Source organism: Sulfolobus sp. E5-1-F (genome assembly GCF_009601705.1).
In the GTDB taxonomy this organism is placed as follows: Archaea; Thermoproteota; Thermoprotei_A; order Sulfolobales; family Sulfolobaceae; genus Saccharolobus.
This window is the reverse complement of the sequence record NZ_CP045687.1, coordinates 2215701-2230020: the sequence shown is the minus strand read 5'-3', so window position 1 is coordinate 2230020 and position 14320 is coordinate 2215701. Positions and strand designations below refer to the sequence as shown.

Genomic DNA, 14320 nt, shown 5'->3' with positions numbered 1-14320 from the left:
TGTTAGAGATATTTAGCTATGAATTCTTAATCACGTTTAACTCTCTCTTATACGCATCTATAATACTATCGTACGTCACAATTCCTAAAAATTTTCCGTTATCCACAACAGCAACCCATCTAGTTTTGTTAGTAGCCATTACCTCTAATGCGTGTTCCAAGGTAGAGGTTAAGGATACTGAAGGAGACCCTCTGGTTATATATTTTCCTATTGAATCTTCTGGATTGACCCTTTCCAAATCTTTTAGATAAACTACACCAAGAAATCTATTATCGTAATTTACCACAGGTAGGCTCATAAAACTATTCTCAAGCATTATTTGTATAGCCTTTCCTACCTTTTCGTCAACGTAAACCTTAATATCTTTCAATTCGCACTTTTCAATACGTACGGTCTGCATTAGTGGAGTTTCATATTCAGCCTTGTGAGCTGGTGAGTCCCTTCTTGTCGGCAATTGAGATACGTAGATCGTATTATTCCCAGAAACTAAATAAGAAATTGCTACGGCAATCATGGCTCCAGGGAGTAACTGGAGACTTGAGGTCATTTCAGTAACCATTATTAAAACTGATAATGGAACTTTTCCTGCTCCCGCAAAAAAGCTCATCATACCTATGATAACGAATGGGGCTATAGTAGGTACAATGGTTGGAAATAAATAATGAAACAATAACCCAATACTCGCACCTAAATATGCACCTATAAACAAACCGGGAGCAAAAACTCCTCCACTACCGCCAGAACCTATTGAAAATGAAGTTGATATGATCTTTAAAAATGGCAATATTATTATTAATATGATTGCGGGTATAAGCGGAGAATATAGTGTGAAAACCTTCTCATACTCAACTAAGTTAATCCACCCGTAACCAGTTCCAAGAATCTCTGGAGCCAATAATCCAATTAAACCAGTGATAAGCCCACCTATTGCTGGCTTCACGTGATTAGGTATTCGTAATTTTTTGAAAAGTGAGTTAATTCCATAGAAGGTTTTAGGATATAATATAGCCATCAAGCCAGAAACTAGTCCTAGAACTGCATACATTGGCAATCTCAATGGATCAAAAGTTCCTGTATAATAGCCAAATACGGGAGTGAAACCAAATATGCTTCCGAATATGGTGTAACCTATTGCTGAGGCAACTAATGCTGGATATATTACTTCTGGCTCTAGATCCCTTCTATATAGAATTTCAGCAGCTAAGATTGCACCTCCAATTGGCGTTTTAAAAATTGTACCTATTCCGGCTCCAATGCCTACTGCTACCGCCCTTCTTCTATCCTCTGGACTGAGATGCAGTAAATCAGCAATAACTGAACCTACACCAGCTGAAAATTGCGCAGTTGGACCTTCCCTTCCAGCGCTACCTCCAGAACCTATCGTAATAGCGGAAGCTATTATCTTAACTGGAATAACAATCCATTTAACCTTGCCTTGAAAATAATGATAAGATTTTATTGCGGCATCAGTACCATGTCCCTCAGCTTCTGGAGCGAATGTGTAAACTATTATTCCAGAAATTAAACCTCCAATTGCAGTGGATATAGGTATAAGAAGATAATTACCTGGATGAAAGACGAAGTTTAATGTTCCTCCCTCGCCGAGTGGTCTAGGATAACTCATGCCTATAAAATTGAACAGAAATATTTCTTCGAACAGGTGTAGTAATAAGTAAAATGTGATCGCTGCGAAACCTGCTACAACACCTAAGATTATTCCAAGGATAAACCACTTTTCGAAATATGGCAATGATGATAAGTTCATATAATATTGTAAAAGAGACATGATTATAAGATTTATTATAGAATCAATACCATTTATCTCTCTCTATGTTTTTTAAGTCTATAATTACATTCAATCCTAAGTAAAGTTTTTTAATACCTTACAAACAGATTTATATGATATCATATGGAACAAGAAATTTCAGAAAATATTAAGGAAATAGAAGAAAAAGTTGACTATAATATAAGACTTTATAAGGAGATCTATAAGGAAAGTATAGAAAATCCAGGTAAATTCTGGAGTAAACTAGCTGAAGAATTAATTGACTGGTTTGACCCTTGGAAGGAAACCTTCAAACAAGAAATTCTTACAAAGTGGTTCGTTGGCGGAAAACTAAATGCTACCTATAATGCAATTGATAGACATTTGAATAGTAGTAAGAAGTTTAAGGCTGCGATAATTTGGGAATCTGAAAAAGGTGAGAGAAAAGTACTTACTTATCAAGATTTATTTTACGAGGTAAATAGATGGGCTCACGCGTTAAAACAATTAGGTGTAAAAAAAGGTGATAGGGTTACAATTTACATGCCTTTAACTCCAGAAGGAGTTATAGCAATGTTAGCTTGTGCGAGAATAGGCGCAATTCACAGTGTAGTTTTTGCGGGTTTTGGTTCACAAGCATTGGCTGATAGAGTTTCTGATGCCCAATCTAAGGTTGTTATTACTGCAGATGGTTATTATAGAAAGGGTAAGCTAGTAGAGCTTAAGAGGACTGTCGATGAGGCATTATCAAAATTACAGAATAATTCCGTAAAGAATGTTATAGTATTTAGGAGAAGTGGGATAGAAATACCATTTAAAGAAGGAAGAGATATCTATTTTGATGAAATAGGTAAATACAAATATATTGAACCAGAACCAGTTGATGCTACACATCCGTTATTTATCCTTTATACTTCTGGAACTACTGGGAAACCTAAGGGTGTAGTTCATTCCACAGGTGGATATTTGGTGGGTACTGCAACTATGTTGTTATGGAGTTATGGGTTAAGTCAAGAAAACGACGTATTATTCAATACTTCAGATATAGGATGGATTGTAGGGCATTCGTACATTACTTACTCACCGCTAGTAATGGGTAGAAGTGTGATAATATATGAGAGTGTACCCGATTACCCATATCCCGATAAATGGGCTGAACTAATTGAGAAATATAAGGCTACCACTTTTGGTACTTCTGCAACATTCTTAAGGTATCTAATGAAATACGGTGAAGATTACATTAAAGATCGTGAATTATATTCACTTAGAATAATAGTGACGAATGGGGAACCTCTGAATTACGCTCCGTGGAAATACGGGTTAGAAGTTATAGGTAAAGGTAAAGTGTTCATGTCACACCAATGGTGGCAAACTGAAACTGGAGCTCCGAATTTAGGTTATATGCCGGGATATCCAATCTTCTTAACAATGAAGTCGGGACCCGCATCTGGGTTCCCATTACCGGGAAATAAAGTAAAGGTCGTTGATGAAAATGGGAATCTTGCTAGGCCTAGAGAGAGAGGTTACTTAATTATTGAGCCACCATTCCCGCCAATGATGATGATAGGTATGTGGAATGATGAGGGTAATGAGAGAATTATAAAGACTTACTTCAGTAAGTTCCCTAATGTATACTATACTGGAGACTTTGCCATGATAGATGAAGATGGATATGTATGGGTATCTGGGAGAGCAGATGAGACGTTAAAGATAGCTGGTCATAGAATAGGAGCTGGTGAAATAGAATCAGCAATAACTTCACACCCAGCTGTAGCTGAAGCAGCTGTAATAGGTATTCCAGATCCCGTAAAAGGAGAGATCGCTCATGCATTTGTTGTATTAAAGCAAGGCTATCAACCGAGTAACGAATTGGCTAAGAGCATAAACGAACATGTAAAGAAAGTTATGGGACCAATTGTAATATTAGAAGTACATTTTGTTAACGCGTTACCTAAAACTAGGTCTGGTAAGGTAATGAGAAGAGTGATAAAAGCAGTTATGATGGGCTCTGCTGTAGGGGATATCTCTACACTAGAAGATGAAGCTTCCATAGAAGAAATTAAAAAAGCTATAGAAGCGTTAAGGAGTCAATTAAACCCATGAAATTATTGTTTTTATTTCTCCCCTAGGTTTTGCATATAATACTTCTGGAGCCTCTTCAGGCTTAACTACTCTAGTTATCATTTTATTTAATACATTTGGATACCTATACTTCCATATCGTAAGATAATTTACACCCTCCTCGAAGTCCTTCTTGCTAGCGTTAACACTCCCAAACAATAAAATATTATTTTCAACAAGGTATGTTATTAAATCAGCATTTACTTCGAATTTCTCTCCACCAGTAGTGCCAAATAATATAACAGATGAGTTTTTGTTCAACTTATTCATTAGGGGAATAAACGCTGACGGGTATCCAGAAGTATCAATAAGTACATCTACTACATTAGGTAATTGATCTTTAGTAGTATTGATAAATTTAGCGTTAATCTTCTCCATAATCTCTGCTTCAATTGGAAAAGGATCTCTCTTATTTAAAACAAATACGTTAAAACCTTGAACGGAAAATATCAGCGAAAAAAGGAGACCTATTGGTCCAGATCCCACTATGGTAACATTTTTACAATCGTAACTACCATCCCTACACCACCATATCATTCTTCTTTGCGTTAACATTAGCTCATTATAAGCCTTTACTACATTGGAAAGTGGTTCAAGTAAAACTGCGATATCGACTATTTCATTTGGTATTCTAACTAAATAACTAGCATTATCTATGTAAAATTCTCTCATAAAGCCATCTAATCCTCTAATTCCAGCTTCGACGAATTCTCCGGTTTCACAAAAGTCTTGCCTTCCAGATAAACAATTAGAACACTTTCCACAACCCCTTCTAACTATCGAAACAACATAATCCCCCTTACTTAAAGCTTGTACATGAGGTCCTTTATCTATTACTTGACCAAGATTTTCATGCCCTAGTACTAGACCATTTTTACCTTTAGGTGGACGCGAAAATTTCAACAAGCCAGAAACAATACCACGATCAGTCCCACAAATGCCATTTGCTATCGTTTTAATTAAAACTTCTTCTCCACTTATTGATTGATCTATGCTGTTTATCTCTTTAACTTCTACCCCTCTTTTTGGTGGATAGACTAATAATGCCTTCATAAGAAGTATATTTGCATTTAAATTTATAAATACATAATAACCTTCATAAAAATTATCAAATTTTATAAAAATATATAATATTCACTTGACGAACTTTACTCCCATAACCATTCTTCAAATATTCATAGTCTTATGAGTTTTTATTAAATGACGTTTAGCTAACTTTAACATAAATCGATACCCTTCTTCAGCTTTTATAAGATTATTATAAAATTTTTCAAAAATACAAAAAAACACTTAATGCATAACCACTATTAGATAACTGAAAAGAATTTCACGTGTCTACTCAGATACAATTCTTCATCTCAGTTTTCTCTCTAGCAGTATGTGTTCCTTTTTAATATTTCCCCATTCCCTTTAGAACCATACAGAGTTCTTTGCCTAAACCCCTCTTTACGGATTATCAGAATTTTGTTTTCCTACTTGATTCAAGTTGATAATTCACTTCTTATCCTAATTGATTCGGAATTACATATCTCGTTTAAGAAAAGCTTCTAGAACTAGAGAAAACTCCATAAATGGTACGAATTATGAGTTATGGTTTAAATAGTATGTATATCCCTGCCTATCTAAAGACCTTACTTCTTATTCTTCGTAAACACATGTTTATAAAGTAAAATAACAGATAATATATGTGAATATAGAAACTTTAATGATAAGAAACCCACCAATATTATCTAAAGAGGATAGATTAGGTTTAGCGTTTAAGAAGATAAATGAGGGAGGGATAGGTAGAATAATCATATCTAATGAAAAAATAGAAGGGCTGTTAACCACTAGAGATCTTTTATCTACTGTAGAATCGCATTGCAAAGATAGTTGTAGTCAAGGTGATCTCTATCGTATTTCCACTACGCCAGTAATAGATTATATGACCCCTAATCCAGTTACAATTTATAATACTACTGATGAATTTACTGCATTAAATATAATGGTAACCAGGAATTTTGGATCATTGCCAGTTGTTGATATAAACGATAAACCAGTAGGAATTATAACAGAGAGAGAATTTCTACTACTCTACAAGGATCTGGATGAGATATTTCCTGTAAAAGTTTTCATGACAACTAATGTTAGAACTATTTATAAGGATGTGAGATTAGATCAAGCAGTTAGATTGATGTTAAGAAGGGGATTTAGAAGATTACCAGTCATTAATGACGATAACAAGGTAATAGGAATAATAACTGTAGTTAATGCTATTAGACAGTTGGCTAAGGCAGTGGATAAGTTGGATCCAGATTACTTCTATAATAAAGCAGTGAAAGACATTATGGTCACAAACCTAGTGACTATTGATGAGTTATCCTCAATAAATAGAGCAGCTGCAGAGATGATTGTAAAGAGAATAGGCTCGCTACTGATATTGAATAAGGATAATACTATAAGAGGTATAATCACTGAGAGGGATTTGTTAATAGCTCTACATCATATTCTAGTCATGGAGAAATTTAAGGAAAAACTTTAAACCATTTTCGATTTAGTAATTCACATGAGGGAAATAGTTTTCACAGATAAAGCTCCTAAACCAATAGGCCCATATTCTCAAGGAGTAAAAGTTGGAGATGTACTTTACGTATCTGGGCAAATCCCAGTAGATCCTAATACAAATGAAGTAGTAGGCAAAAATATAGAAGAACAGACAATTAGAGTCATTGAAAACATAAAGGCTATTCTAGAAGCGGCTGGTTATGTGCTGGATGACGTTGTAATGTCATTTGTATATTTAAAAGATATAAAAGATTTCCAAAGATTCAATGAAGTTTACTCGAAATATTTCAGTAATAAACCCCCTGCTAGAGTTACTATAGAAGTTTCAAGACTACCAAGAGACGTATTAATAGAAATAAGCGTCATAGCTCAGAAGGGTTAAGAAAAAATCTTTTTCAATAGCTTTTCTACATATGGACATTCTAGATCGAATAGATTATGATTTCCGTGTTCAACGCAGCTCGCTTGAATTGGTTTTCCTTCTAACAAGACAACACTAGCTTCGTCGTCTTCCCATATTGTATATGCTAGTCCTTCGAATACTTTCCTGGCCATTGACTCTGTCATTCTTTTTCACCGAGTCTTTTATTTTATATAACTGTAATCAATAGCTTATAAGCTTTTCTACTTCACTATTCAAATTATTAATGTCTATGTTATAATCTTCAATCAAAATTTCTTCAAGCTTCTTATTTATCTCTAATATACTAACTTCACCCTTTAGTCCACTCATTATAAGATCCCTAAATTCCACTGGTATGTAATCAAGCCTTGGTACCGCTTTATAAAAATCATCTAAGGCTTGTTTTCTCTTCTCCGGATTCTTTACCGCTTCCTCGATTTCATTTTCTAACCATTCTGGATATGGAAAGTTGTTAGTGAGAGATACATAAAGTGATACCGTAAACGAGTAAACATCAAACATAGTTTCGGCTTTATTCCCAAATCTCTGTAAGGGATGGGCATAATAGGGAGTATAGTGCATCACTGGAGTACCGATTTTTACCGATGAACCTAGATCAGATAGTTTAGGTATAACTTCAGAATTGAGTAAAGAATTAAGAGCGTCTTCTCCATATCTCGGTAGCTTCTTATTGAATAGTACATTAGATGGTTTTATATCACAATGTGCGTATCCTTCCTTATGAACTTCTATAACGGCTTTTGCAAGTTTAGAGAACACAAAGGCTACTACTTGAGGCCACTTAACAGAGTGACGTAAAGCAGAATAGTCTTGATCAACTAAGATTGATCTTAAGTCGCCCCCCTCCATATATTCCATTATTATTGCGGGTGGAGAACTAAAGTAATCTGTCCAATTCTCATCTAGAAAACTAGCAAATATTTTAACTAAGTATTCAGATCTTTTAGATATTTCTTGCATTTTCGCAACCTCATAAAGCATCTCTATAAAAGTATATTCCTTCTTCATCACTTTCATAGCATACTTCCTACCATTCCTCTCAACTAATAATACATAACCCATACCACCATTTCCCAACACTTGCTTTACTTCGTATCCATAGAGCACATAACCTAACCAAGCTGTAGCATCAAACGGTTCTGGTACGTAAAGCTTATACGATCTAATCTTCATGCATGCATCGATTATCCCTTCCCTACATGCATAGAGGAACTCTCTTTGAGCCTGAGATGGAGCATTTAAACCCTCTAAAGCTAATCCCTTTATGTATGCCGAACCGGCATTACGCTTAACTCTTTCTGCCTTCTCAATAACTTCTAATGCCTCCTTATACTTGTTATTAATTATAAGAGACCATGCGTATAACAACAGATTATGAAACGTAGGTACTCTTTTAACAGCTTCATTAAAGTACTTTACAGCTTCATCAAACTTTCTCTTGTTAACATAATACCAGCCTAATTCAATAAGTGGTGCGTCATACGTTGGTAACATCTTTACAGCATCCATTAAGAGTTTCACGTTTCCCTCTTTCCTATATTCTTCAATAATTGAGTTTACCTTACTCCTAATTTTACTCTCTAATTCTCTATACTTCTCTTCAGATAAAAATGAGTAAATCTTTAAGGCCTCTAATTCATCTCCTATTTTCTCCATACATTGAGCTACTGCTAAGGAAACCTCTGGATCTGAAACTTTCAGTTCTTTATAATATTTTACCGCATCATCACATTTATCAAATTTGACCAAAGATAAAATTGAATGATTTACTATGCTGGAATCATTCCTAAAATTGTTTAATGCATATAACGCTATCCTATAGTCTCTATTTAAAGCCTCAGTAATTTCGATTTTAGAACCTAAGGGGATAGGTATTCCATATATAATCATATAAGGAAAGTTTAATTTAGGGTTAGAAATATCACCAAAATATGCAAATATAGTATTGTTATATTCAAATAAGTATATATTTAGTTTATCTATTTTTTCTTTCAATATTGCTTGTGCAATTACATTATTATCGCTTACTCTCACTACCTTATAATCATATAAAACTTTTACCTTACCTGCATCATAAATGACACCGTATCCTATCACATCATCTTTAACTTTTACCTTACCATCGAAAGGTCTAATTACACCATCAACGTATAAATATCTCTGATCATCTAACTGTAATACTAGCTTCACACTAACTCAGTTCTAAGGAATATCTTAAGTAACTTTAATCATATAATACCTCCTCCTCACCAAAAGCTTGTATTATAGGCAAATTATAGGTACTGCGCTTTTTATAACTTTTAAAACGATCTCATGTTTTCAGAGTATGCTGAGTTATTTAGATTTTCGAAATCCTCTCATAATCCTCATCACTTAGATTCCATCCCAAGGCCCCGAGGATATCGTCAATATGCTCTTTACTGGATGCCTTAGGTATTGGTATTGATCTTCTCATGAGGTAGTTTAGTGCTACTTGAACGGAACTTCTATTGTATTTACGCCCAATCTCCTCTAATATTTTATTGTTCTTAATATTTCCTCTAGCGAGAGGAGAATAAGCTATGACTTTTATGTTATTCCTTTCACAAAATGGTATAACATCTTTTTCTGCGGTTTTATTCTCAATGTTATACTCTATTTCATTTGCGACAATTTCATATTTTTTAGTTAATGACATAGCCTCTTCTAAAAGTTTGACATCAAAATTACTCACTCCAATACAATTTGTAATACCTTGATCTACTAGTTCCTCCATTGCCCTTATAGTTTCCTCTAACGGCACTGAAGAATTTGGCCAATGGATTAAGTATAGGTCAATATACTTTGAGTTAAGCCTTCTTAAACTATTTTTAGCGGATCTTATTAAATCATCATATCTTAAATGATTAGACCATACCTTAGTTATAATGAAAATTCTATCTCTTTCGAAATCTTGTATAGCTTTTCCAACTAATTCTTCAGAGTGTCCTCCACCATACATTTCTGCAGTGTCAATAACGTTTATTCCCTTACTTAATACGTACTTTAATATCTCGATATAATAGGAATCCTTAGAATAATCTGGACTCCAATAGCCTCCGCCAATTTTCCAAGTTCCAAATCCAATTTGTGATATCTCCTTGTTACATAACTTCATAATTACCTCACCTTATCTACTATAACTTGAATCACAGCTATTTTATTCTCTTTTCTCACCTTCTCTAAACCTCTTACTAAGGCAGGCTTAATCTCCCAAGGATCCTCAACTAGTTCATAGTAGCCATGAAAAGCCTCAACAGTCTTTCCGATCTCGAATCTCTTATCGAAATCTGCACCAGGATAATACCTTTTACTTTTTGCTAAACCCTCAGGGAAAACTTCATCTACTGCCTCAGCTGACGCCAACCAACCGCCATTATCGAAAATCACAACCATTGTCGGATATTTTGAGGAAACATAATAAAAGGCTTCTGGAACGCCAAATATAAAGGAACCATCGCCAGTAGTAATAATTACGTCCTTATTAGTAGCTATTTTGTACCCAACTCCAGCTCCTAATGCAAGGCCTAGATATCCTATGGATAAGTCGGCAAAATAAGACCCAAACTCGCTCAGCTTTGCATATCTAGGGTTAAACTGATATTCATTAAATATTGCCAAATCATACTCAGACGCTATATTCCCAATTTCATATGACAAATACTTAGGATGAATTGGTTTCTTATCTTTTAACTTCTCAATCTCTTGCCTCTTATATTCTTCCTGCTTTATTTTTACCTCTCTAATTTCATCATAACTCTTTGGTCTTATTGAAACGTAATCAAAGAAGTTACTCGGAGTGGATTGTATACATAAATCGCATCTAAAACCGTAGTATGGAATATAAGAGTATGAAGGCTCAACATCAACCTTAATTATCGGGATATCTAAATCGATTTTCTTAGGAAAATATGGTACTTCAGCCTCAACTACTAATAATAAATCAGCATTTCGTAAATCAAATCTATCCAGAGCCATTGTACCATTACTGGGATAATTCAAAACCTCTCCAGCATAATTGAGAACTGGAATGTTATAACTATCTGCAAATCTCTTTAGAGATTCAAACCATTCTTTTCTTCTTCCAGCTCTCCACGTGATAATTACAGGTCTTTCGGACTTTTCCAGCATCTCCTTAGCTTTACTAATCTTATCTGGTGAAGGCGCAGGTTCATAATAGTCCATTGGTATTCTCTTAACTTCATTAATCTCTTGAATGCTTACCTCTCTTGGTAATACAAGATATACTGGACCTCTAGGTTCACTCATCATTATTTGGATTGCTCTAGATATTACTGCTGGTATTTGATCAGCCATTCTAATTTCAAAATCATACTTGACATATTGTCTAACCAATTCTCCTTGATCCCTAGCCTCTTGCGTCCAATGAATTCTCAAGTTTCTACTTGCAGTATTACCTTTCTCAGTGTATGGACTCCTTCCCGCAATAACTAAAAGTGGTATTCTAGAAGTATATGCACTCATTATACCTCCTAACGCGTTTGCAGTTCCAGGCGTGGTGTGAACAGCAACAGCACTTAGCTTATTACCTAGTGCATAACCTATTGCTGTTGAAATTGCAGTAATCTCATGAGGTACTATTTCAAAATCTGGTAAGCTAGGATCCTCAACCTTAGCCTCTATTAATGAAGCGTAATCCGTACCAGATACTATAAATATCTTATTAATACCGCTTTCCTTAAGGAGAGATAAAAACGTCTTTCCGGCATTCATACCTAAATATTTTATCATGAATATAAAATACTATCTTTCCTTCCAAAGAAAATATTAAAAGACATTAATTTACTGTTTACGATAAATGGACAGTTATCCTTGTTACTTGAAGAATCTAGGAAAAATTAATATATTATTTGTTCGAACTTTAAACTATGAGCAAGAAAGTGGAAGAGTTAATAAAAGATGATGAAGAGTATTTGATGCAATCCTTTAGGAGATGGTATCCGTTTGCAATAGATCATGGCTCCGGAGCTATAGTCTACGATATAGAGGGAAAGGAGTACATTGACTTTAACGCAGGAATAGGAGTATTAGCATTAGGTCACAAAAACGAGAAGATCATTAGGGCAGTAAAGGAGCAAATGGAGAAGTTCTTTCATTACAGTCTTACAGATTTTTACTATGAAATTGCAGTAGAAGTAGCGAAAAGATTAAACTCCTTTATGCCATTCTCGGCTAAGGTATTCTATACTAACAGTGGTACTGAAAGTGTGGAAGCAGCAATAAAGATAGCTAGAGGGCATACAAAGCGACAATGGATTATTGGTTTCATCAATTCCTTCCATGGAAGAACCTTAGGCTCCTTAGCCTTTACCTCAAGTAAAGCTATCCAAAGGCAATCCTTCTCTCCTCTTTTACCATCAACATATTTGATCCCATATCCAGATAAAAGAGATCCATTATGTAAAGAAGATTGTACTGAAGCGTTATTGGGATTTATAGAGGATTGGATTTTCAAGAAAGTAGTTGATCCTAATGAAGTGGCAGCATTTGTTGCTGAGCCTATCCAAGGAGAAGGTGGAGTTATTGTACCTCCTAAAGATTTCTTTTATAAATTGAATAATTTACTTAAGAAATTTGGAATCTTACTTATACTTGACGAAGTACAAACAGGAATTGGAAGAACAGGTAAAATGTTCGCATTTGAATATTTCAATGTGACACCGGATTTGGTGTGTTTAGCTAAAGCACTAGGTGGAGGACTTCCACTCGGTGCAGTTGTTGGAAGAAAGGAAATCATGGATTTGCCACCGGGATCTCATGCAACTACTTTTGGAGGAAATCCACTAGCATTAGCTGCATCAAAAGTTATTTTAGAAGAGGTTCCGAAACTTTTAGACCATGTAAGCAATATAGGCAAGAAAATTATAGAAGAATTAGCAGATACTAAATCACCTTACTTATACGATGTTAGAGGATTAGGTCTTCTCATAGGGGCTGAGCTAAGAAAGAGTAATAAACCATTTGTTGAAGGTCTAGAGAAAATATTATATAATTCCTTTAGAAGAGGTGTACTAGCGATAGGTGCTGGAGAATCTGTAGTTAGAATAGAACCTCCATTAATAATAGATGAAGAGTTGGCTATGAAAGGTACTAGAATAATAAAAGAAGAAATAGAAAAACTTTAACTTTTCTTTTCCACAAGGATTAGTAGTAACGATAATACTATTAGGATACCATCAAGAGCTAAGGAGATATCAACATAGTAGTTAAATGGGAGTTTCTTACCTACGAATAATGCTGGTCCTAACCTGGTCTCACTAAGCAATGCTAAGTCAATGGTATAAAATATAGTAATTAGTGGATAGCTATACCTTAATCCTTGAATTAATAAGACAGCTGCTATTATTGCCAACGCCGATGTAAAACCGAAGAACGTATCATAAATCATTGTTGCAGTTGAATTAGGTAACACTGCATGTGTTAGTACTAAGTGAACTCCCGCCCATAGTGCTGATAACATTGCAGTTATCCATCTTAACGTTAGCCTAGCAATTCCCACTTCTTTTTCTGCCATCAAGTACTTTTTCCACAAAAATATAAATAGAATTTTTCCCAAATCTATCATTATTTTGAAACATATTTACCAGATGTTAGCTATAAGTTAAAAGAGATTTTTAAGGCATAAATTCACTATTACAGTGATGATTTTAACTTACCTTTCAGCACTTGAGACAATATTGGCTGGAACAACTATAGTTTTTGGTGGAATAGTAGAAGGCTATGGATATGGTTTATCACTAGGAACTAATTGGCCCTATACACATGATATAATGCAATTAGCTGCTAAAAAAGACCCTGAAGCGATCCACAGAATTCTAGCTACAATAGTAGGAATTTTCTCTCTTGTCATATTAATAATTCATCCCTCTCTTATATCAATAATTGGATTTATATCAGTAGTTTTTACAGCACTTTTAGGTATGGCGACACTATATGTCTTAGCTGGAAAGCTACCTTCAATATTCCAGGGATTACATGATATAGCAGCTTATACGACTTTCGTATCTTATTTTCTCATTATGCTACAAGGATTAGAAATATTTAAGCTGAATATAGTGTCATTTTTAATTAACGCAATAGTTCCTCCACACTTTTTATACTTCGTCATCTTTATGGGAGGTGTAGTAACTGGAACTAGGAGGATGAAACTAAAGATAGGCAGACCTTGGGAAAAAGACAAGGAGAGAAATCCATGGTTACAAGCTGCATGGATAATTCACGGTATTGTGTCGCTAATCTTTATTATTGCTGTGGTCTTGCTACATTACTGGTTAACATTAATTTTCACAGCATTAGAAATAATTGTTGGATTATGGGTATGGGATTCTAGCAATAGAAATCCATTAAAACCAGGCATGTCTATCGGATTACACCAATTATTCTCAATTCTTGTGGTAGTAGCAATAATCTTGAATAGTATCAGTTGA

At 34.8% G+C, this 14320-nt stretch carries 12 protein-coding genes; 5 read left to right on the top strand and 7 right to left on the bottom strand.

Going from position 1 to position 14320, the window contains the following annotated elements; genetic code table 11:
* Positions 1-16 precede the first annotated feature (16 nt).
* Complete coding sequence (locus tag GFS03_RS11755) at positions 17-1765, bottom strand: chloride channel protein (protein ID WP_153424259.1); 1749 nt, start codon at positions 1763-1765, stop codon at positions 17-19.
* Between the two features lie 144 nt (positions 1766-1909).
* Between GFS03_RS11755 and acs the strand changes: the two genes are divergently transcribed.
* The gene (gene acs / locus GFS03_RS11750) at positions 1910-3868 is read left to right on the top strand and encodes an acetate--CoA ligase (RefSeq protein WP_153424258.1); all 1959 of its coding nucleotides are present in this window, start codon (positions 1910-1912) and stop codon (positions 3866-3868) included.
* Here acs and GFS03_RS11745 read toward each other — a convergent pair.
* Entirely contained in the window at positions 3857-4939 is a 1083-nt protein-coding gene (locus GFS03_RS11745; RefSeq protein ID WP_153424257.1) for a glucose 1-dehydrogenase, read from the bottom strand. The two genes, acs and GFS03_RS11745, sit on opposite strands and share 12 nt — an antisense overlap.
* 634 nt (positions 4940-5573) lie before the next feature.
* Between GFS03_RS11745 and GFS03_RS11740 the strand changes: the two genes are divergently transcribed.
* On the top strand, positions 5574-6407 hold the full coding sequence (locus GFS03_RS11740; RefSeq protein ID WP_153424256.1) for a CBS domain-containing protein: 834 nt from the start codon (positions 5574-5576) through the stop codon (positions 6405-6407).
* Between the two features lie 24 nt (positions 6408-6431).
* Positions 6432-6812 (top strand): RidA family protein, encoded by a 381-nt coding sequence (locus GFS03_RS11735; RefSeq protein ID WP_153424255.1) that lies wholly within the window; start codon positions 6432-6434, stop codon positions 6810-6812.
* Here GFS03_RS11735 and GFS03_RS11730 read toward each other — a convergent pair.
* The 4 genes from GFS03_RS11730 to GFS03_RS11715 all read right to left on the bottom strand — a co-directional run bounded on the left by GFS03_RS11730 (position 6809) and on the right by GFS03_RS11715 (position 11606).
* On the bottom strand, positions 6809-6997 hold the full coding sequence (locus GFS03_RS11730) for a hypothetical protein (protein ID WP_153424254.1): 189 nt from the start codon (positions 6995-6997) through the stop codon (positions 6809-6811). The genes GFS03_RS11735 and GFS03_RS11730 overlap by 4 nt on opposite strands.
* A gap of 37 nt (positions 6998-7034) precedes the next feature.
* On the bottom strand, positions 7035-9044 hold the full coding sequence (locus GFS03_RS11725) for a protein kinase domain-containing protein (protein ID WP_153424253.1): 2010 nt from the start codon (positions 9042-9044) through the stop codon (positions 7035-7037).
* A gap of 148 nt (positions 9045-9192) precedes the next feature.
* Positions 9193-9990, bottom strand: a complete 798-nt coding sequence (locus GFS03_RS11720; RefSeq protein ID WP_153424252.1) for an aldo/keto reductase — start codon at positions 9988-9990, stop codon at positions 9193-9195.
* Between the two features lie 2 nt (positions 9991-9992).
* Positions 9993-11606 carry a thiamine pyrophosphate-requiring protein gene (locus tag GFS03_RS11715; RefSeq protein ID WP_181443759.1) on the bottom strand — a complete coding sequence of 538 codons (1614 nt, stop codon included), beginning with the start codon at positions 11604-11606 and terminating at the stop codon, positions 9993-9995.
* Positions 11607-11761: 155 nt separating this feature from the next.
* Here GFS03_RS11715 and GFS03_RS11710 point away from each other — a divergent pair, with 155 nt between their 5' ends.
* Complete coding sequence (locus GFS03_RS11710) at positions 11762-13018, top strand: acetyl ornithine aminotransferase family protein (RefSeq protein WP_153424250.1); 1257 nt, start codon at positions 11762-11764, stop codon at positions 13016-13018.
* Here the strand turns inward: GFS03_RS11710 and GFS03_RS11705 are convergent.
* Positions 13015-13407 carry a hypothetical protein gene (locus GFS03_RS11705; protein WP_153424249.1) on the bottom strand — a complete coding sequence of 131 codons (393 nt, stop codon included), beginning with the start codon at positions 13405-13407 and terminating at the stop codon, positions 13015-13017. The two genes, GFS03_RS11710 and GFS03_RS11705, sit on opposite strands and share 4 nt — an antisense overlap.
* Before the next feature lie 124 nt (positions 13408-13531).
* On the opposite strand from GFS03_RS11705, the gene GFS03_RS11700 reads away from it, so the two are divergent.
* A complete protein-coding gene (locus tag GFS03_RS11700; RefSeq protein WP_153424835.1) occupies positions 13532-14320 on the top strand; it encodes a cytochrome C oxidase assembly protein in 789 nt (262 codons plus the stop codon).